Here is a 19,654-nt window from a genome sequence, read left to right as displayed (position 1 = left end):
CTTTGCAAACGCGGCAAGCTAGACCATCGGCATGGCCCTGACCTTTTCTGATCTGACACAGCTTTATGCGCATGGTTTTGACACGGTCATCGATGTGCGCAGCCCGGCAGAGTTCGCTGAAGATCATCTGCCAGGCGCGATCAACCTGCCGGTTCTGAACAACGAGGAACGCGCCCGTGTCGGAACCATGTATGTACAGGAAAGCCCGTTTCTGGCGCGTAAACTCGGGGCCGCTCTGGTGTTCCGCAATGCGGCCAACCACATCGAGCAACATCTGAGCCACCACGAAGGCAGATGGCGCCCTCTGATCTATTGCTGGCGTGGCGGACAGCGTTCCGGGTCGTTCACTTGGATGCTGCAACAAATCGGCTGGCGAGCGGATGTGATCGAGGGCGGCTATCGCACCTACCGCAGGCTGGTGAATGCGTATTTGTACGATGATCCGTTGCCGCATCGGTTGGTGGCGCTGGATGGCTACACCGGAACGGCCAAGACAGAATTGCTGGCACGTTTGCAGGCACGCGGGGTGCAAGTTCTTGACCTCGAAGCACTGGCCAATCACCGAGGATCTCTGCTGGGGGAAAGACCGGGCGGCCAGCCCAGCCAGAAAGCTTTTGAATCGGCCCTGGCAAGGGCGCTTTGTGCGATGCATACGGCGCGCCCGGTCGTCATCGAAGCGGAATCGTCCAAGATCGGCAGCCTGATACTGCCGCCCAGCCTTTGGAACGCTTTGTGCGCAGCCCCACGGGTGAACATCACGGCTCCGCTCGAGGCGCGCGCTGCCTATCTCGTTCAGGCCTATGACGACATCCTGTCTGACGGTGACCGTTTGCGGGACCGGTTGTCGCCGCTGCGCTTTCATCGCGGGCACGAGGTCGTGGATGGTTGGATGCAGCTGATCGAAGCAGGTCAAAAACAGGTGCTGACCCAGGCCCTGATGGAGCAGCATTACGACCCGGCATACGCAAAGTCGCGGCGATCCCGTTCCGTCGAGGTTCTGGCCGATATTGAGATCGCCGTTCTGAACGATGCCGGCCTGAGCAAGGCGGCCACCCGGATCGAAACCCTGCTGGATCAGTCCTGAAGGCGCAGTCCCGGTGCATCGGTGAGTTCGCCGATTGCCATGGCCGGAAATCCTGCGTTCCTGAGGTCGTTCAAGACGGTTTCGGCACCCTTTGCCGCCACTGCGGCCAGCAGGCCGCCTGCTGTCTGCGGATCGAATATCAGGGCGGCTTTGCCCGCGGCGGGCAGGGCAGGTGTTATTGCCCGGTTGTCTGCAAAAAGGGTTGATCGAACACCCCGGTCCCTCAGTTCCTGCGCGCCATCCATCAACTCCACGGCATCCAAATCCATAATTGCCCCGCATCCGGAAGCGTCGCAGATACCTTGCAGATGTCCGGCCAGACCAAACCCGGTCACGTCGGTCATCGCATGGGCCCCTGCCAATATGCGGGCCGCCTTGCCCTGCGGCTGCGCCATATGCCGGTAGGCTGCGGCGACCCAGGCACCGTTGGCCTGGCCTGCCATCTCGGCCGCCATAAGAACGCCGCTTCCTATGGGTTTGGTCAGGATCAGACAGTCGCCCGGTTGCCCGCCGGCCAGCGTAATCGGGTCGGCGTCGCACAGGCCGGTCAGTGTGAAACCGATTGTCATCTCGTCACCCATGGAACTGTGCCCGCCCACGATATCGGCACCGGCGTCCCGCATGACGTCTCCTGCGATCGACATGATTTCCGACATGGTACGGCGTTGCAGGGCAGCAGACATGCGCGGAAGGATGATCGTTGCCGTGGCGGCCTGAGGTGCGGCCCCCATGGCCCACACATCCCCCAGGGCATGTACAGCGGCGATGCGCGCCATAAGTGCGGGATCATTGGTAAAAGCCCGTAGGTGATCTGATGTCATGACCTGCCGAACCCCGCCCGTCTGAAGCAGAGCCGCGTCGTCGCCGGGCAGGGGGATGATATCCGGGCGAACGGGATCGGGCTGCGATTTCAGCGCCACCTGCAATGCTCCGCGCCCGACCTTGGCGCCGCATCCGCCACACATCGGTTTTTCGCCCAGCGCCTCGACAAGCCCGGCGGCGTGTGCGCGCGGCAGCGCGGGTGGCTTCATCTGAGGCAGGTCCCGGAACTTGTTCATGAAAGTCTGGTCGATGTGGTTCTTCCATTTCCACATCATCGCTCCGCTGTGGGACAACCCCAACCGCTCGCCCAGCGCTGATTTGCAGCCCAGCGAAATCAGCTTCAGGTAATCTTTCTGCGGGACGTACTTGCGCATCCGTCCAACCCCCAGCGCCGCGCGCAGATTGTCGAACAGAACCGGTGCTTCGCGCACTGCATAAACACCGGCTTTGGGTCTGGGATTGTCCGTCAGATGGGCGCAATCACCGGCGGCAAAAACCCCGGGATCGCTGGATTGCAGGTAGCTGTTTACCCGGATGAAGCCATCCTCAAGGTCCAGCCCGGTCTTTTCGATCCAGCCATACGGGCGGGCTCCGGCCGCACCTGTCACGAAACCAGCCGGGATCTTGCGCCCGTCCTGCAATGCGACGTGATCCGAAGCGATCCGGCTGATCGCGGCGTTTTCGATCACCTCTACACCAAGATCCTGCATCGCACGGCGGATCGTCTCTGCTGCTTTGGGTCTGGTGGCCGTCAGGGCAAAGGCATTGTCGATCAGCGCAACCTGCGCTGACCGACCCTTGGCCCTGAGCGCATGAGCCATCGCCATGGCCAGTTCAACCCCGGCGACCCCACCGCCGATTACGACGACCGAGGCAGGGCCGCTGCCTTCCAGATAAGCAGCCCACTTTGCCGCGAATGGCCCCAGTGGTTTGGCTGGTACCGCATGTTCCGCAAAGCCGGGCATTGCGGGCATGTCCGAAGTGATCCCAACATTGACCGACGCCACATCGAAACCTACCGGAGGACGCCCGGGAACATGGATTTCCTGACGATCGGTATCGATTCCATCGACCGCGCCCAGAATGACGCGCGCGCCTGCGAAGCGGGCCAGTCTGACCAGATCGATGTCCAGCTCCGACCGGTCATAATGCCCGGCGACATAGCCTGGCAGCATCCCGGAATACGGGGCCGTCGGGCCGGGGTTTATCACGGTCACACGCGCCCCCGGCAACGGGTCCATCCCCCATTTGCGCAGCAGCAGCGCGTGGGTGTGACCTCCGCCAACAAGAACCAGATCGCGGGTCAGGGGCAGCGGAGGAATATGCATCGGTTTCAATTCGCGCTATGATCCGGAACGTCTTCGACCTGCTCGACGGCGTGGGTGGCCCAAAGTTCATCCTCGCCGGCATCCGGCAGGTCTTCGGGTTTTTCATGCCGGTGTATGTGCCACTTTGCAATGAACAGGGCCGTGATCGGAGCGGTCAGGAACAGGAACAGAGTGATCAGCAGCTCGTGCAGGGACAGCTTTCCTTCCAGAAGGACAGAATGCACGATCGAAGCCAGAAGCACGCCGCCCACCCCCAAGGTCGTTGCCTTGGTCGGGGCGTGCAGGCGGGACATCGGGTCTTTCAGCTTGATCATGCCAAAAGACCCGACAAAGCCGAAGATACCCGAGACGATCAGGAAAAAGGCGATCAGCAGTTCCACGATGAATGTCATCCCGCCCTCATTCGATAATGTTGCCGCGCAACATGAAGCGCGCATAGGCCACGGTGGAAACAAAACCGAGCATGGCAATGATCATGGCGGCCTCGAAAAAAATCTCGGTCCCCTGATCCAACCCATATAGGATCATCAGGGCGATGGTGTTGATTACCATAGTGTCCAAGGCCAGAACCCGGGTGCCGACCCCGTCAGCGGTTATGATACGCCACAGACACATCATGATCGCCGCACCGAAACAGGCAAATGCAAAATAAATCGCGTAGTCGATCATTCGAAAATCTCCTTCAGGCGACGTTCATAGCGCTGTTTGATCTGGTCCCGCACGGCCTCGGGGTCGGGGGCATCAAGACAGTGCACCAGCAGATTATGCCCCTGAGCTGACAAATCACAACTGACGGTGCCCGGAGTCATCGTGATGGTGCCCGCAAGAACCGTGATCGCTTCGGGCGTGCGCAGTTCAAGCGGGACGCAGATCCAGTTGGGCTGGCGGCTATCATTGCGTTTGAACAGGATGATCCGGGCCACCGTCACGTTCGCAACCACGATATCCCAAAGCACCACCAGCATATATTCCACAACCATTGGCCAGTTGCGAAGCTTGGGACGATCCGGCCAGTAGGGTTGTGTGACGAATGGAATGATGATCCCGAGGATCAGGCCAAAAATCAAAGAGTTCAGCGAAGGCTTGTTCGCCAGCAGAATCCAGACAAGCGTCAGCAAAATCGTCAGGTGGGGGTGCGGGAAAATTCGGCGCAGCAGTTTCATCACTCTTCCCTTCCCAAGACGGCAGAGATGTAGTTTTCAGGCGTAAACAACTGCTCTGCGGTTTTGCTCGTGTACTCCAAGGCCGGACCTGCGAACAGGGTCAGCAGGACCAGACCTGCCACGGCCCCGAACACAGCCGTAAAAGCAAGGCCGGGTTGCGGTTCGGGGGCGGCGGGTGCAGACGCGTTTTCGCCTTCGGCGGCTTCATCGGTTGTGACAATCTCAGCGTCGTAGCTTTTCCAGAAAATCAGCGTCCCGGCACGGGCCAGCCCGACGATGGTGACGAATGATCCAATCAGGATAACGGCCCAGACCGAGGTGGCATCGGATGCATCACGCGAAGCGTCCAGAACCAAAAGCTTGCCAACAAAGCCGGACAACGGCGGCATTCCAGCCATCGCGATGGCGCCGACAAAGAACAGGGCAGCAATCAACCCGCTTTGCGGCATCGGCGGCTTGGGGGCTATGGCCCCTCCCTGCCGTTCCATGATCAGGTCAGCAATGAGGAACAGCAACGCGGTCGCAAGTGTCGAATGGAACACGTAATAAAGGGCGGCTGCCGTCGCGCCGGGCGTGAACTGCGAAATCGCGATCAGCAAAGTACCCATGGACGCGATGGCGCAAAAGGCAACCATGCGGGCAATATGCTGCGATCCCAGAATGCCGATGGCACCGACGGCAAGCGTCAGCAGCGCCGCGGGTTGCAACCAATCGCCAACCAGACCCTGCGTGACTTCGACGTCGGGACCGAAGGCCAGAGTGTACATTCGCAGGATCGAATAGGCCCCTACCTTGGTCATGATTGCAAACAGGGCCGCAACAGGCAGCGGGGCGTTGGCATAGCTGGCGGGCAGCCAGAAGTGCAGCGGCAGAACGGCAGCCTTGATGCAGAAGACCAGCAGCAACAGCACCGCACCAACCCGCAGCAATGCGGTATCTTCAGCCGGAATCTCCGCAACGCGCAGGGCGATGTCCGCCATGTTCAGCGTACCGGTCACGCCATAGATCGTGCCAAGGGCAAACAGAAACAGGGTCGACCCCAACAGGTTATACGCCACATACTGCACACCCGCTTTCAACCGTACCGCGCCACCGCCATGTGTCATAAGGCCGTAAGACGCGATCAGCAGCACCTCGAAAAACACGAAAAGGTTGAAGGCGTCGCCGGTCAGGAAGGCGCCACAGACGCCCATGAGCTGGAAATGAAACAGCGCGTGGAAATGCTTGCCCCGGTCATCCCAGCCCGAGGCGATGGCATAAAGCACGATCGGCAGGGCCAGCAGGGCGGTCAGCAGAACCATCATTGCGGACATGCGGTCCAGCACCATGACAATGCCAAAGGGGGCGGGCCAGTCGCCAAGCTCGTACACCTGAATGTCCCCGCCCGAGGCCTGAGCCGTGATCGTCAGCGCAATCCCAAGCAAAGCCACGACACCCGCGACCGAGAAGATACGTTGCAGGTCCAGGTGGTATCGCAGAACCATGATGATGAAAGGGGCCAGAATCGCGGGCAGGACGATCGGCGCAACGATCCAGTGGTTCATGCGTCATCTCCCGGCGCGTCAACACTGTCCTGAGCGGTCATGTCGATATGGTCGTCTTTGGCGGACAGGTATGCGCTGAGTGAGATCATCACGATCACGGCGGTCATCCCGAACGAGATCACGATAGCCGTCAGGACCAGCGCCTGTGGCAGAGGGTCGGTATAGGGCACGTCCTTGTACTTGTTCAGAACCGCTGGCGCGTTCAGCGCCAGTCGTCCGGTCGCGAACAGGAAGACGTTCACCGCGTATGTGATCAGAGACAGGCCCAGAATGACCGGAAACGTCCGGCGGCGCAGGATCAGGAAGATCCCGGCGGCAGTCATGATGCCAACGGCGGAGGCTACGAGCGCTTCCATCAGGACTGCTCCTTCTCTTGTTTTTCTTCCAGAAGATCATCCCGCAGTGGGTTGATATCCATCGGGAATTCCTGGGCCATTCCCGGCTGCCACGCAAAGCGGGACAGGCTGTCCAATGCAAGCATGACCGCACCCAGAACCGCCAGGAATACGCCTGTATCAAACAGCATGGCGGTGGCCCATTCGAACTCCTCCAGCGGAGGCCAGTCGATGTAGCCGAAATCGCTGGTGAGGAAGGGACGTTCATTGAACCACGCGCCCAACCCGGTTGCCGCGGCGATCAGAACGCCCCAGCCGATGGTGCCGTGGTAATAGAACCTCTGCCGCTCGATGGCCCAAGTATAGCCGCTGGCCATGTATTGCATCAGATAGGCGATGGCGACGATCAGGCCGGCGATAAAGCCGCCACCGGGCTGGTTGTGCCCGCGAAAGAAGATGTACGCCCCGACCATCAGTGCGATCGGCATCATGACGCGGGTGACCACAACCATCATCAGCGGATGCGAATCCCCGGATTGCGGCCAATGCGGTTTGCGGTTCAGCAGATAGCTGCGGACATTTGTACCGAGAACGGATTCCGTCAGTGCAAAGATGATCAGCGCGGCGATGCCCAGAACGATGATCTCGCCAAAGGTATCAAAGCCCCGGAAGTCGACAAGGATCACGTTGACCACATTGGTGCCGCCGCCGCCTTTGTAGGAATTGGCCAAATGGAACTCTGAAATCGTCGGGAACGCGAAATCGCGCATCATCATCGCGTAGATCAGCGCACCGGTGCCAAGTCCCGCGACCACGGAAATCGCCGCGTCCCGCCAGCGCCGTGCCGCCGAACTGTCCCAGGGCGTTTCGGTCGGCAGGAAGTTCAGCGACAGCAACAAAAGGATCATTGTCACCACTTCGACCGAGATCTGCGTCAAAGCAAGATCGGGGGCCGAGAGATAGTTGAAGGCAATCGAAACGATCAGGCCGACGACGCCGATCAATACCAATGACAAAAGACGATTCCGATGGAACCACATAATGCCCAGCGTCGCACCCACAAGGCAGATCCAGCCAATGATCGGAATGATCTGGGCCGGCAGCGGAACGCGGGTTTCAATGCCGATGGTTCCGGTCGAATACGCGTAATAACCCAAGCCAACGGTAAAGGCGACAAAGATGATCGCATAGCGGCTGAGGACCCCGTTGTGCATCTCATCGGTAATCCAGCGGCTCAACCTGGTCAGCGCTTCTATGATTGCTTCAAAGATCTGCTTGGCTTCGGGGCGGGGCAGAGCGTTCCAGATCTGCTCACCTCGTCTGTGCAACGCCAGCAGGAACAGACCACCCAGCGTGGCCACGACCGACATGTAAAGGGCCGGTGTGAAGCCATGCCAGAGTTTGAGTGAGTAATACGGAAGCTTCTCTCCGCCGATCACCGCGCTGGACACCACTGCGACCAATGGGCCGACAATGGCCGCGGAATAGAGGCCGATCAGGATGACAAGTACGACCAGGAACGCGGGTGCGATCCACAACCCAACGGGCGGATCATGCGGATGTGCCGGATAATCTTCCCGCTGAGGTCCAAGAAAGACGTGGCTGACGAAGCGGAAGGAATACGCGGCCGAGAACAACGCAGCCAACAGCGCCAGCCCCGGCACCAGGTAATGAGAGTGCAGCCATGTGGTGTGCACGGTTTCCTCAAGCATCATCTCTTTAGACAGGAAACCGTTCAGAGGCGGCAGCCCAGCCATCGAGAGGGCGGCAATCGTGCCGATTGTGAAGGTGATCGGCATCAGGTGGCGCAAACCGCCCAGCCTTTTGATATCGCGCGTGCCGGTTTCGTGATCCACGATCCCGGCGGTCATGAACAAGGCGGCTTTGAACGTTGCGTGGTTGATGATGTGGAACACGGCAGCGACGGCGGCAATTTTTGTGCCAAAGCCCAGCAGCATGGTGATGAGGCCCAGATGCGAAACGGTCGAAAACGCCAGAAGCGCCTTGAGGTCGTCCTTGAACAACGCGATAGACGCGCCAATCAGCATGGTGACCAGCCCCGTCGTGGCAACGATGTAGAACCACGCATCCGTGCCGGCCAGAACCGGCCACATCCGCGCCATCAGAAACAGGCCAGCCTTCACCATTGTGGCAGAGTGCAGATAGGCCGAAACCGGTGTCGGCGCGGCCATGGCGTGCGGCAGCCAGAAATGAAACGGGAACTGCGCCGACTTGGTGAAACAGCCCAGCAGGATCAGGATCAGCGCAGGCATGTAGAAGGGTGAGGCCTGGATCAGGTCTTTGTTCTGCAAAATGACGCTGAGGTCGTAAGACCCCACGATATTGCCGAGGATCAGCATCCCGGCAATCATCGCCAAGCCGCCAGAGCCAGTGACGGCCAAGGCCATGCGCGCACCCTGACGACCTTCGGGAAGGTGCTTCCAATAGCCGATCAGCAAGAATGAGCTGAGCGATGTAAGTTCCCAAAATATAAGCAGAAGCAGGATGTTGTCGGACAGGACGATCCCGACCATCGCGCCCTGAAACAGCAAAAGATAGGTAAAGAACTGCCCCATCGGATCTTCGCGCGACAGATAGAACCTTGCATAAAGGATGATCAGCAACCCTATGCCCAGGATCAGCAACGCGAACAAAAATCCCAGGCCGTCCAGCATGAAGTTCGCGTTCAGCCCCAGCCCCGGTATCCAGTCGAACCGGGCGGTCACGACGTCTCCGCGCATCACCGCAGGGATATGGATCAACAGGCCCATCAGGGCCAGGAATGTGGTCAACCCGGCGGCGGAGGCGGCTGCGTTCCGGCCTGCCCGGATCAGCAGGGCAGGAAAAACAGCGCCGAGAAAGGGAAGGGCCGCGATAAGGAATAGGGACAAGTGCGATACTCCGGTCTGGGCGGTCAGTGTGAAGCCAATTTTGTAAGGATATTTTCCCGACTGTCCAGATATTGTAACTTTTTTACAGAGTCCTATAGGCCGCATCAAAAACTCTGCAAGGATTCGAAAAAATGACGTGATCTTGATGCGGGTCGGGTTTTTCGACGCCCCGGTTTCAGACCATCTGTGATAGAACACATGTCAGCGAACAGGAGGCTGAATCTTGGCCGAGAAAGTGAACCGAGCCCGAAGATGGATGTTGATCGGCGCATGCGCGGCGATTGCAGGCGGGTTTGCGATCAGGGAATACCGTTTGATCCCCGAAGACCACGGCGGCGGCCGGATAACGGTTGCCGAGGCCCATGAGCAGGCCTCGAAGGGAAACGTTCTGTTGATCGATATCCGCACGCCGCGTGAATGGCGCGCATCGGGCATTGGCGAAGGTGCCGTGCCGCTGGACATGCGGCGCGAGGATTTTGTCAAAGCACTGACGGAATTGGCTGGCGGCGATCCGGCGACCCCGGTGGCCTTGATTTGCGCGCGCGGCGTGCGCTCGGCGCGCCTGAGCAACCGCCTGATCGAAGCTGGATTCACCAATGTGATCGACGTGCCCGAGGGTATGTTGGGTTCGGCCGCAGGGCCGGGATGGGTTCGGGCCGGATTGCCGGTGCGCAAATATGATGAGGATGCAGGATGATCCGGGAATTCAGTCTGGCGTTGGCCTTGGCAGTGACCGGGCAAATCGCTTTCGCGGGGTGTGCCGGACAAGAGGATACCTGTGAGATTCCCATGGGCGCCTATCACATCGAACTGCCCGACGCGGACAATGCGCCCATGGTGGTGTTCCTGCATGGGTATGGCGGCAGCGGGTCGGGCACGATGCGCAATCGCGGGATGGTCGAGCCGCTGCTGGAGCGCGGCTATGCGGTGATGGCCCCTGAGGGGTTGGAAAGGCCCGACCGGGGCGGCACCAAAAGCTGGAATTTCTATCCCGGTTTTGGTGAGCGGGACGAAACCGCCTTTCTGACCGAAGCGGTGCAAGATGCGGCACGGCGGTTTGGCATCGACGCTGACCGTGTCCTGCTGGGCGGGTTCTCCGCCGGCGCCTTCATGGTCAACTATCTGGCCTGCGAGAGCCCCGATACGTTCTCGGCCTATGTCCCGGTGTCCGGTGGTTTCTGGCGCCCGCACCCCGAAACCTGCAACGGTCCGATCCGTATGTTCCACACGCATGGCTGGACCGACAATGTGGTGCCGCTGGAAGGGCGTTTGCTGGGCGGAGGACGCTTTCAGCAGGGTGATATCTATGCGGGTCTCGAAATCTGGCGGGATGCGAACGGCTGTGTCGATCACAAACCGACCGGGTTCAGCACGACGGGTGATTTCATGCGCCGCCGCTGGACCACCTGTGCCAAAGGCAGCGCGCTGGAATTTGCACTGTTTCCCGGAGGGCACACCGTTCCCGCGGGCTGGGCCGACATGATAGTCGATTGGTACGAAGGGCTTCCCGGCAGTTGATCACTCGGCCGGGGTCATGCTGCCTTTGCCTTCGACCAGGCGCTTCAGTTCATCGCGATAGCGGCGTGCTGACCGGGTAATGGCGGGTTCGCTGAAGTCTTCCCGCATTCCGACCATCTTGCGCGCGGCACCTGCCGAGACACCGCTGAGCGCAGACAACGGGATAGCCAGCGCCAGACTGATGGCGATCGGGGCCAGCCAGATCGACACCAGACCGGACAGGATACCGACGCTCAGCGCGACTCCAATGACGGTTTCCAGCGCATGGCACAGGATCAGCGTTCGCAGACCATAGGTGCCACCGTCGCGGGCCTGAGGCGACCAGCCGCGCTGAATGCCGAAAGCCGTACGGAACACAGCGATCATCTGTTGCACCATCAGGATCGGAGCGTAGAGGATCGACAACAGAACCTCGGCCAGGAAAGAGGCAAGGAATTTGCGCCCGCCACCGAAATCCGCGTAGCGTACGCCGCTCAGCGGCAGGGCCAGAACGCCCAGAACCTTGGGGGCCAACAGCATCGCGTACATGACCAGAATGATCAGCACGTGACGGGTTTCCGACATCTCGGGCCATTGCGGGAACAGAGGATTGTCGGGGCTGAAATAATGCAGGACAGAGGCATCCTGACCCTGACCGATCAGCGCCCACATCAACAATAGTGCAAACCACAACGGAGACATCAGATAGCCGACCGCGCCGTGGAACATGTGAAACCGCGACACGGCACGGAACCCGGAAGAACCCAGCAGTTTCAGGTGTTGCAGGTTGCCCTGACACCAGCGGCGGTCCCGCATGGCGTGATCGATGAGGGTCGGCGGTGTTTCTTCATATGACCCGCGAATACGCGGCAGAAATCGCACGGCCCATCCGGCGCGGCGCAGCAGGCCGGCCTCGACGAAATCGTGGCTCATGATCAGCTTGTCCTGACCGCTGAACGAACGCAGCTTGGGCAGGCCGGCGCTGGTGGCAAAGGCCTTGGTGCGGATAATCGCGTTATGGCCCCAATAGTTGCCTTCTTGCCCGCACCAACGGGCCAGACCTTCGGCAAAGGCGATGCCATAGACACCATTTGCAAATTGCTGCATCCGGGCAAAGACCGACTGTGCGCCGATCAGCTGCGGATAGCTTTGAATCAAGCCCGCACCCGGATCGCATGCCAGTGCATCGGTCAGGCGATGGATCGCGCGCCCGGTCATCAGGCTGTCGGCATCCAGCACCAGCATGGCATCCCAATCCGCGCCCCAACGGCTGACCCAGTCGGCGATGTTGCCGACTTTGCGGTCGGTATTCTGTTCGCGGCGGCGATAATACAGCTCGAGCCCGGGTGCCAGCGTGGTGCGCAGTGCTTCGACGCTGGCCTGTTCCTGCGCCGCAATCTCGGGATCGCGCGTGTCCGACAGGATGAACATGGCATAGTGGTGTTTGCCGCCCCGCGCCTGAAGATCCTCCAGCATGGTGCGGGCATTGCCCAACACGTTCCAGGGGACTTCGTTGTAGACCGGGGTCAGCAGGGCCACCCGCAGGGGTTGCGCCGCGGTCCGACGCTCGGGGCGTTCCTGTTTCGCCAGCGACACCATGCCCAGCAAAACGGTGCAGACGGTGAAGGAAATCCAGAAGAAGTTGAACGAAATCAAAGCCAAAAGGATGGCTTCGACCACGTTTATGCCTTCCGCGCCGAACCAGTCGCACATGACCCATAGCAACGCCAGAGTGGCGGCCATAGCAGGCGAAAAAACCAGCGCGCGCCAGAAACCGGCAGAGGATTTGTGCTGACCGGAAGGCGCATCGGCATCCCGGAACCGTGCGCTGAAGTTCTGCGCAGGCATCGCCAGAGGCGCCTCGGGTGGCATGATATGCAGATCGCGGCTCATGTGGTCCAACGGTACAGCCAGACTTCCGAGGCGGGCTGTTTGTCTTTCAACAATTGCGCGCGCAACTCGACATGGTTGCGTTCGCCGGGCTGGAATGAAAACGCCAGGCGTGGACCACCGGTATCCGGGTTGCGCTGCAAGACGCCTTCCGAAGTTTCCGCATGTGGCGAATCCACAAAGACAGTGATTGCGCCCAGGTCCTCGAACAGCTCGCTGTCTTCAAAATCGATGACGGCCAGCCGGCCTTCGCCAAAGGTGTTTTCGCCCATCGCGGTGTTGATCACGCGCGGCATCGGTGTACGCTGGGGTTCTTCCCCCCAGATCAGGCGATAGGACAGATCAACCTGACTGCCTGCCGCATAGGGTTCAGCGGGCCTCCAGTAGGCGACGATGTTGTCATAGATTTCCTGATCTGCCGGGATCTCGACCAGCGTGACCGAGCCTTTGCCCCAGTCTTCCTGGGGCTCGACCCATAGGCCCGGGCGCTTGTGGTAATTGGCCTCGAGATCGGCATAGTCCGAAAACTCTCGTTTGCGCTGCATCAGACCAAACCCGCGCGGGTTTGTATCGACGAAGGATGAAACCTGCAATCGGGTCGGATTGGCCAACGGACGCCACAGGACCTCGCCCGCGCCATTGCGGATCATCAACCCGTCGCTGTCATGCACAGCAGGGCGGAAATCGTCGAACCGGCTGTGGTTGGTCTGGTCGAACAGGAACATCGAAGTTCCCGGAGCGATACCCACATGGGGCAGGTCTTCGCGCGGGAACAGCGTTGCCTCGATATCCATGATGCAATCCGCGCCCGCCGTGACGTTGAAACGATAGGCGCCGGTCACGCTGGGGCTGTCCAACAATGCGTGCACGACCATGTTGCGTTGGCCCGGTTCGGGACGTTCTAGCCAGAACCGGATGAATTCGGGAAATTCCTCGCCATCCGGGTCGCCGGTTTTCAACGCCAGACCCCGCGCGGACAGTCCGTAAACCTCATGCAGGCCAATGGCGCGGAAATAGCTGGCCCCCTGCCAGACGCAGAATTCATCTGTCTTGCCGGGGCGGTGCATTTCAGTGCGCAGGCGCAGGCCCGAGAAGCCCAGCGTGTCATCGATCGGCAGTTGCGGCACGTCTTCGGACTTGTCGAACATATCCAGATCGAAGGCGACCGGCTTGGTCATGCCGTTCTCGACCGTTTCCACCTTGACGGTGCGTGGGAAATACAGGCCGGGGGTGAAGAAATCCACGTTGAAGGGCGTCTCGGTTTCATACCACAGCGCCCGGTCAAGCCGGAACCGGATGGAACGGTATTGCTGATAGGTCAGGTCCTGCCATTCCTGCGGTACCATCTCGCGTTCCACATAGGGGCGGCTGGCCAGATCGCGGGCCATCTCGATCACATAGTCGCGGTCAAAAGGCGTCTCACCGCCCGTCGCATAGGCGGATGGGGCGAAGGCCAAAGCAGTCGTCGAGACGAGGAATGCGCGACGGGTAAATTTCATTTCTTCGACTTCCAGGGTTGTGACTTGAACCAAGCTGCCAGATAGGCAACGCCGATGATCATCGCAAACCCAATCATGTTGGCGATGAAGACAGTGGCGACATCCCGCCCAGCCTGATCCAGCGCGACGCCGATCAGCCGGGCCGCGGCCATCGAAAACACAAAAACGGCAAGGGATTGCTGGCCGACCTTGGTGATAACGGCCAGCAGGAATTGCCAGATACGTGCGCCCACACCATGACCCGTCGCGATCAGGCGGTGGCCGTGTTCGCCCGCTGCAACCCATCCCAGATAGGCCAGCGACAGAAAGTGGACATATCGAAGAAGGCCGAACTCGGTTTTGCCACGCAGCTCTTCGGTCAGGGGCCAGCCCTTGCGGATCACTGCGCCAAGCTCGGGTGCAGCCGTGTTGATCCAGGTGAAGACTTTCCATGACCCGAACGGGGCTGACAAAACGACAAAGGCAATCGCCACCCAGATCAAGGATTTCGACACGGGCGGGGCCGGAATCCAACCGCGCATGAAGGCGAAGCCGGTGAAAAACAGCAATTGCCATCCGAAGGGGTTGAAGAACCACTGGCGCTCGGACCAGGGTTCGGCGGGAAGGGCAAGCGCGCCGGTTTGGGCGATGAACCAGATGGCCACGCAAACTGCCGCCATCAGCCAGAAACTGACGCGGTAGAGCGCCATATAAAGCGGCATCAGCGCCAGTACGACCAGATACATCGGCAGGATATCGAAGTAGTTCGGCACATAGGTCAGTGTGAAAATCCCGACCAATTGCGGGGCCGGGTCATTGAAGAAATGCTGAAGGTTCAACGACGAGACATAGGTCTTCTCGAACGCGCCGGTCTGATCCAACGCGGCCATTGTCATTGCAACAAAGAAGAACAGGGCAATATGCGCCCAATAGACCTGCCAGATGCGGTAGGCCACTCGGGCGGTGCCCATCCACCATCCCTTGCGCAGAAATGCCCCGCCAAACGCAATGGCCGAGGCCATGCCCGAGCAGAACACAAAAATCTCGGTTGCGTCCGAGTACCCAAAGCGGGCAGGAATCCACTTTGCCCAGGGATCGTTGGGAATATGGGCGATCAGAATGATGAACATCGCGATGCCGCGATAGAAATCCAGACGCGGATCACGCGCACTGGCAGGGGCTGCGGCCGGGGCCGCAGCGGGTACAAAATCAGAAGCGGGCGATATGGTCGCCATACGTTTTCTGTCCTTCTTGGTCTTCTTGTTATTCGGCGGGGACGCTTTGGACGTCACCGCTGTCGCGGGCCGCGTCGATCAGGGCGCGACGCGCGATGGCATAATTGTCTTCGCCCCCGGCGCGCTTGGCGCGACGGTCATCCAGAATGCGTTCCACCGCGTCCAGGCGACCAGCGCGCAGGCCGGAATCAATGGTAATGCGTTCAAATACATCACGTTGCGCGTGGCTGCCACCGGCCAGTTGCATGGAATCGCGCGCCGCCAGCAGATGATCAAACGCCGTTCCATAATGGCCGTCACCAAAGGCCTCCAGGCCCATGGCCGCAGCGATACCTGGGTCTGCCATGCGGCGGGTGGCGTCGTCGTCGGCGCGGGCCGCATCCTTGTTCATGCGGTTCAGCATCTTGGCCGTGGCATCGGCGCGATTGTCACCGGTAAGCGCCAGCAGATAATGCAGATCCGCAAAGATCAGACAGCCATCTTCCGTTCGTGCGGCACTCAGATCAGCCAGCTCTTCCCAGCGATTTCCGACATTCACGCCCTCAAGTTCAAGCCGCATCAGCAGCGAAGTACCGTTCGAGATGTCGCGATAATCGTCGGTTTTGTCCTTGCGGATGTGATTGTCATACAGCTCGATCACCTGATCGACCTGACCCAGATCCAGATGCATCAGCGCCTTGTGCCACCACACGTGGTACCGGAAGTTGTTGCAGTGGGCCCAGGCCGCCTCGCGCCCGGCCAGCCAGTCTAGGCCCAGCTGCGCATTGCCCGTCATCTCATGGACATGGGCCACCGCGTGCAGGCCCCAGGCATCATCGGACACCATCCACAGCGCCTGACGGCCCGCGATTTCGGCTTTTTCATAAGCGCCTGTTTCTTCCAGCGCGAAGGAATGACAGCCCAGCAGATAGCCGCGCCCGGGGTGGTCCGGCTCATAAGCGGGCATCACCCGCTCGATCGAGCGGCGCATTCCGTTTGCATCACCCAGAACGAAGCGGGTCGCATGGCTTAGTTTCATCGCCAGAGTGTCCTGCGGATGGTCACGCAGAATCGCTTCGAATTTCTGAACCGCCTGTGCCTGTTGTCCGGCCAGATACAGGGCCAGCGCATCCACGTAGAGACGTTCGCGTTCAGTTGCAGGTTGACGTTCCATCGCCGCGTTGGCAGCAGCCAGCGCTTCGACAGCAACCGCCATCATCTCGCGCCGCCCAAGCAGCGCCATGAACAGACCTTTGACCGCTTGACCCAGCGCGAAGTCGGGCTCGAGTTCCAGCACTTTGCCCAAGTGCTGCGGCGTGACAGCGGCATGAGCCATGAACCCAAGCAGAACACCATTCCACGCTTCGACTGCCGCCGGCTGGGTCAGGGTGTTCATCTGTCCGAAAACGTCTTGTTTCATACTTGGGTCCAATCTGATTGCGATATTTGACACTGTTCGATGTACCAGAGTGTGCGAGAGGGACGTAACAGTATCGACGCTGCTCTCGAATTGGTGAAATGACGTGTGCGAAAAAGATGAAAAAAACCGCCGATTCAAGGGCATGTTTCAGCGACTTGCCGCCTAAATGTGCAAGTATTTCAATCCTCGAACGGGTTTTCGGCGTTCAGAACAGCCTCAGTATCGGCCCCACAGACCGGCGGGGCGTTACGATATGTTACAGGTGTCCGAGACAGGTTCAGAGGATTCCCGATCAGGTTGACCTGACCCGGCTGGGCCTGCATGGCAATCTGCATCTGTCTTGCGGCCACTTGTTCCGTGTTGAACACCTGATCCAGCGTCTGCACCGGGCCGACGGGCACTTTGACAGCCTCCAGACCGGAAATGACGGTCTGGGTGTCCAGCGCTTTCACAGCGGGGCGAAGAATCAAATTCAGCGCGTCACGATGCTCCAATCGGGCCGGGTTGGTCGCGAATCTCGGATCGTCTGCCAGTTCAGGAGCATTGATGAAGTTGCAGAGTTTTCTGAACTGGCCGTCATTTCCAACCGCGAGAATCACGTGCCCATCGGCGGTTTCGTAGACGTCATAAGGGACGATGTTGGGGTGCCCGTTTCCGCGCCGTTGCGGAACATTGCCTGACGTCAGATAGTTGACGCCTTCATTGATCAGCCAGGCGATCTGAGAATCCACCAGCGCCAGATCGATCTGCTGGCCCTCGCCGGTCAAGTCGCGGTGGCGCAGCGCGGCCAGGATACCCACGGTTGCATACATTCCGCACATCACGTCGGCGATGCCAACACCCACCTTCATGGGCGCGCCCTCGGGGTCGCCGGTCAGCGACATGATCCCGCCATAGCCCTGCGCCATCAGGTCATAGCCGGGCTTGCTGGCATTCGGGCCGGTTTGGCCGTAGCCCGAGATTGAACAGTATACGAGGCTTGGAAACGCTTGCGACAGGGTGGCATAGTCCAGCCCGTATTTGGCCAGCCCGCCCGGTTTGAAGTTCTCTATCAGGATGTCCGCATGTGACGCCAAGCGTCTGATTTCCGCCTGACCCTCGGCCGAGGAGATATCCAGCGCGACGGATTTCTTGTTGCGGTTGGCAGACATGAAATAGGCGCTCAGATCCGAGCGGTTGCCCTCGGCATCGCTTACGTAGGGCGGGCCCCATTGCCGCGTGTCATCGCCCCCGGTTGCCGGGTTTTCGATCTTGATGACGCTTGCGCCCAGATCGCCCAGAAGCTGTGTGCATGTTGGGCCCGCCAGGATCCGGCTAAGGTCCAGAACCTTGACACCCTTCAATGGGCCTTCAGATGCGGCCATCATAGCCTCCACGCTCAACTTCAGCAGCAATCACCGTAAATATCTCAGCCTTTACAGCAGCTTCCAGTGCGGCGCGCAACTCTGTCCTGTTACGAACCGTATGGCCATTGCCGCCAAAGGCGCGGCCCATTGCGGCGAAATTATGATGGCCGAAATCCACGCCCGTGTTGCGCATCTGTCGCTGGCGTTGTTTCAGCTCGATCAGGGCAAGGCTGGCATCCACGAAGACCAGAAAAATCGGGTTGCCGCCCATTTCAGCCGCTGTCGACAACTCGCCCGCAACCATCAGGAACCCCGCATCCCCCGAGAAGCTGATCACCGGGCGGTCTGGTTCGGCCAGTTTCAGGCCAATGGCCATGGGTAGGGCACATCCCATCGTGCACAAAGCCGAGGACTGGATCAGCCCGCGTTCTTCGCTGCACGCCCACATCTGGCTCAGCAGAATGCGGTGTGCGCCGCTGTCGGCCGTGGCCAGTGTTTCAGGCGGCAGGACAGCGCGGGTTTCGGCAATGACGGCAGCGGGCCCCCAGCTTTCATCGGTGGGGAAGTCCTTTGCCAGCGCGGCTTTGATCTGCTCGGGTTCGTTGCCCGGCCATGTTTCACGGGCCGGGTTGCCTTTGGCTATTGCCTCCAATGTCTCGCCCGTGTGGGCAACAAGGTTCAATCCAGCCTGATGCATGTAGTGGTCGTTGACCACGGCAGAGATATCGATGACGCGCTTTTCTTCCGGATCCCAGATCTCACGCCAGCCGGGGCGCATTTCGATCGGGTCATATCCCAGACACAATACCAGATCCGATTGTTCGATCAGAGGCACAAGATGCTTGTCAGCCAGCGGCGACAGCCCCGCGCCGCCCAGACACAGCGCGTGATCCTCGGGCACGACGCCTTTGGCCTTGTAGGTCGTTACGAAAGGAATGCCAAAATGCTCCAGGAACGCCTGCACGACACTGCGCGAGTCGTCATAGAGGACATCCAGGCCGATGATGGCGATGGGGCGTTCGGCCTCGGCCACCCAGCGGCGGGCCTTCTCAAGGCATTCACCACCGGGGCTGACCGGCGCGACCTTGGCCAGCCGGCGGCGTTTCACGCCGTTAACAGGCGTGTCGGCAACCGAGATCGGGACGTCGATATGAACCGGGCCGGGTCGTGGCTGCATAGCCAGTGACACCGCCTTGTCGGCAATGATATCCGCGCCTTTGGCTGTCAGCGTATAAGTGCCTTTGGTGATCGCGCGATAAACCCGGCTGTGATCCATGACCTGATGGGTATAGGTCAACGCTTCGTCCGCATCGACGCATCCGGTCAGAACGACCATCGGCACACGATCCTGCAAAGCGTTCGCCACGACATTGATCCCGTTCATTGCGCCCGGACCCAGAGTGGCCACCAGAATCGCAGGTGCACCGTCGCGATGATGAACGGCCTCGGCCATGAACCCGGCAGAGTTTTCGTGCTTGGTCAGATGAAAGGTAATCCCAGCCTTTTCCAGCGCATCGACCAGCGTCAGGACCTCGCCCCCCGGCATCCCGAATGCGTGTCGGCACCCCGCTTCATAGAGGCGTTGGGCCAGAATATCCGCGGCGCGGGGCGAGGGGTCTTGCATCAGTCATGCTCCGAAAAA

At 60.0% G+C, this 19,654-nt stretch carries 16 protein-coding genes; 3 read left to right on the top strand and 13 right to left on the bottom strand.

The window, feature by feature from the left end; translation table 11 throughout:
- Window positions 1-31 precede the first annotated feature (31 nt).
- Window positions 32-1,084, top strand: coding sequence for a tRNA 2-selenouridine(34) synthase MnmH (mnmH, locus tag GS612_RS09890; protein ID WP_171639831.1), 1,053 nt, complete (start codon window positions 32-34; stop codon window positions 1,082-1,084).
- On the opposite strand, the gene selD is transcribed toward mnmH, so the two are convergent.
- The 7 genes from selD to GS612_RS09855 are packed head-to-tail and all read right to left on the bottom strand — an operon-like array spanning window position 1,075 to window position 9,167.
- Window positions 1,075-3,234, bottom strand: coding sequence for a selenide, water dikinase SelD (gene selD / locus GS612_RS09885; RefSeq protein ID WP_171639829.1), 2,160 nt, complete (start codon window positions 3,232-3,234; stop codon window positions 1,075-1,077). The two genes, mnmH and selD, sit on opposite strands and share 10 nt — an antisense overlap.
- 5 nt (window positions 3,235-3,239) lie before the next feature.
- Window positions 3,240-3,626 carry a Na+/H+ antiporter subunit G gene (locus GS612_RS09880; RefSeq protein ID WP_152457438.1) on the bottom strand — a complete coding sequence of 129 codons (387 nt, stop codon included), beginning with the start codon at window positions 3,624-3,626 and terminating at the stop codon, window positions 3,240-3,242.
- Window positions 3,627-3,633: 7 nt separating this feature from the next.
- Complete coding sequence (locus GS612_RS09875; protein WP_152457439.1) at window positions 3,634-3,903, bottom strand: K+/H+ antiporter subunit F; 270 nt, start codon at window positions 3,901-3,903, stop codon at window positions 3,634-3,636.
- Window positions 3,900-4,397 carry a Na+/H+ antiporter subunit E gene (locus GS612_RS09870; RefSeq protein ID WP_152457440.1) on the bottom strand — a complete coding sequence of 166 codons (498 nt, stop codon included), beginning with the start codon at window positions 4,395-4,397 and terminating at the stop codon, window positions 3,900-3,902. The genes GS612_RS09875 and GS612_RS09870 overlap by 4 nt, the downstream gene beginning before the upstream one ends.
- Window positions 4,397-5,941, bottom strand: coding sequence for a monovalent cation/H+ antiporter subunit D (locus tag GS612_RS09865; protein ID WP_171639827.1), 1,545 nt, complete (start codon window positions 5,939-5,941; stop codon window positions 4,397-4,399). Before GS612_RS09865 ends, GS612_RS09870 begins: the two co-directional genes overlap by 1 nt.
- Window positions 5,938-6,297: a Na+/H+ antiporter subunit C gene (locus GS612_RS09860; RefSeq protein ID WP_117869526.1), complete on the bottom strand. Its 360-nt coding sequence runs from the start codon at window positions 6,295-6,297 to the stop codon at window positions 5,938-5,940. The genes GS612_RS09865 and GS612_RS09860 overlap by 4 nt, the downstream gene beginning before the upstream one ends.
- Window positions 6,297-9,167: a monovalent cation/H+ antiporter subunit A gene (locus tag GS612_RS09855; protein ID WP_171639825.1), complete on the bottom strand. Its 2,871-nt coding sequence runs from the start codon at window positions 9,165-9,167 to the stop codon at window positions 6,297-6,299. Before GS612_RS09855 ends, GS612_RS09860 begins: the two co-directional genes overlap by 1 nt.
- Window positions 9,168-9,423: 256 nt before the next feature.
- On the opposite strand from GS612_RS09855, the gene GS612_RS09850 reads away from it, so the two are divergent.
- Window positions 9,424-9,864: a rhodanese-like domain-containing protein gene (locus GS612_RS09850; protein WP_171119614.1), complete on the top strand. Its 441-nt coding sequence runs from the start codon at window positions 9,424-9,426 to the stop codon at window positions 9,862-9,864.
- Window positions 9,861-10,685, top strand: coding sequence for a PHB depolymerase family esterase (locus GS612_RS09845; RefSeq protein WP_171639823.1), 825 nt, complete (start codon window positions 9,861-9,863; stop codon window positions 10,683-10,685). Before GS612_RS09850 ends, GS612_RS09845 begins: the two co-directional genes overlap by 4 nt.
- On the opposite strand, the gene mdoH is transcribed toward GS612_RS09845, so the two are convergent.
- The 6 genes from mdoH to GS612_RS09815 form a co-directional block, all read right to left on the bottom strand.
- A complete protein-coding gene (mdoH, locus tag GS612_RS09840) occupies window positions 10,686-12,557 on the bottom strand; it encodes a glucans biosynthesis glucosyltransferase MdoH (protein WP_171639821.1) in 1,872 nt (623 codons plus the stop codon).
- Window positions 12,554-14,053: a glucan biosynthesis protein gene (locus GS612_RS09835; protein WP_171639819.1), complete on the bottom strand. Its 1,500-nt coding sequence runs from the start codon at window positions 14,051-14,053 to the stop codon at window positions 12,554-12,556. The genes mdoH and GS612_RS09835 overlap by 4 nt, the downstream gene beginning before the upstream one ends.
- Window positions 14,050-15,267, bottom strand: coding sequence for an OpgC family protein (locus tag GS612_RS09830; protein ID WP_152457447.1), 1,218 nt, complete (start codon window positions 15,265-15,267; stop codon window positions 14,050-14,052). The genes GS612_RS09835 and GS612_RS09830 overlap by 4 nt, the downstream gene beginning before the upstream one ends.
- A gap of 28 nt (window positions 15,268-15,295) precedes the next feature.
- The gene (locus GS612_RS09825; RefSeq protein WP_171639817.1) at window positions 15,296-16,666 is read right to left on the bottom strand and encodes a tetratricopeptide repeat protein; all 1,371 of its coding nucleotides are present in this window, start codon (window positions 16,664-16,666) and stop codon (window positions 15,296-15,298) included.
- Window positions 16,667-16,845: 179 nt separating this feature from the next.
- Window positions 16,846-18,030, bottom strand: coding sequence for a CaiB/BaiF CoA-transferase family protein (locus tag GS612_RS09820; protein WP_171639815.1), 1,185 nt, complete (start codon window positions 18,028-18,030; stop codon window positions 16,846-16,848).
- Entirely contained in the window at window positions 18,017-19,636 is a 1,620-nt protein-coding gene (locus GS612_RS09815; protein WP_171639813.1) for a thiamine pyrophosphate-binding protein, read from the bottom strand. The genes GS612_RS09820 and GS612_RS09815 overlap by 14 nt, the downstream gene beginning before the upstream one ends.
- Window positions 19,637-19,654: the final 18 nt, after the last annotated feature.

The sequence above is a fragment of the Ruegeria sp. HKCCD6157 genome (assembly GCF_013110685.1).
Classification (GTDB): Bacteria; Pseudomonadota; Alphaproteobacteria; order Rhodobacterales; family Rhodobacteraceae; genus Ruegeria.
This window is presented reverse-complemented; position numbering and strand designations above follow the sequence as displayed.

Excerpts from the sequence above, each read along its gene's own strand:
- mnmH (WP_171639831.1), top strand. The coding sequence starts at position 32 with ATGGCCCTGACCTTTTCTGATCTGACACAGCTTTATGCGCATGGTTTT.
- selD (WP_171639829.1), bottom strand. The coding sequence starts at position 3,234 with ATGCATATTCCTCCGCTGCCCCTGACCCGCGATCTGGTTCTTGTTGGC.
- GS612_RS09880 (WP_152457438.1), bottom strand. The coding sequence starts at position 3,626 with ATGACATTCATCGTGGAACTGCTGATCGCCTTTTTCCTGATCGTCTCG.
- GS612_RS09875 (WP_152457439.1), bottom strand. The coding sequence starts at position 3,903 with ATGATCGACTACGCGATTTATTTTGCATTTGCCTGTTTCGGTGCGGCG.
- GS612_RS09870 (WP_152457440.1), bottom strand. The coding sequence starts at position 4,397 with ATGAAACTGCTGCGCCGAATTTTCCCGCACCCCCACCTGACGATTTTG.
- GS612_RS09865 (WP_171639827.1), bottom strand. The coding sequence starts at position 5,941 with ATGAACCACTGGATCGTTGCGCCGATCGTCCTGCCCGCGATTCTGGCC.
- GS612_RS09860 (WP_117869526.1), bottom strand. The coding sequence starts at position 6,297 with ATGGAAGCGCTCGTAGCCTCCGCCGTTGGCATCATGACTGCCGCCGGG.
- GS612_RS09850 (WP_171119614.1), top strand. The coding sequence starts at position 9,424 with ATGTTGATCGGCGCATGCGCGGCGATTGCAGGCGGGTTTGCGATCAGG.
- GS612_RS09845 (WP_171639823.1), top strand. The coding sequence starts at position 9,861 with ATGATCCGGGAATTCAGTCTGGCGTTGGCCTTGGCAGTGACCGGGCAA.
- mdoH (WP_171639821.1), bottom strand. The coding sequence starts at position 12,557 with ATGAGCCGCGATCTGCATATCATGCCACCCGAGGCGCCTCTGGCGATG.
- GS612_RS09835 (WP_171639819.1), bottom strand. The coding sequence starts at position 14,053 with ATGAAATTTACCCGTCGCGCATTCCTCGTCTCGACGACTGCTTTGGCC.
- GS612_RS09830 (WP_152457447.1), bottom strand. The coding sequence starts at position 15,267 with ATGGCGACCATATCGCCCGCTTCTGATTTTGTACCCGCTGCGGCCCCG.
- GS612_RS09825 (WP_171639817.1), bottom strand. The coding sequence starts at position 16,666 with ATGAAACAAGACGTTTTCGGACAGATGAACACCCTGACCCAGCCGGCG.
- GS612_RS09820 (WP_171639815.1), bottom strand. The coding sequence starts at position 18,030 with ATGGCCGCATCTGAAGGCCCATTGAAGGGTGTCAAGGTTCTGGACCTT.
- GS612_RS09815 (WP_171639813.1), bottom strand. The coding sequence starts at position 19,636 with ATGCAAGACCCCTCGCCCCGCGCCGCGGATATTCTGGCCCAACGCCTC.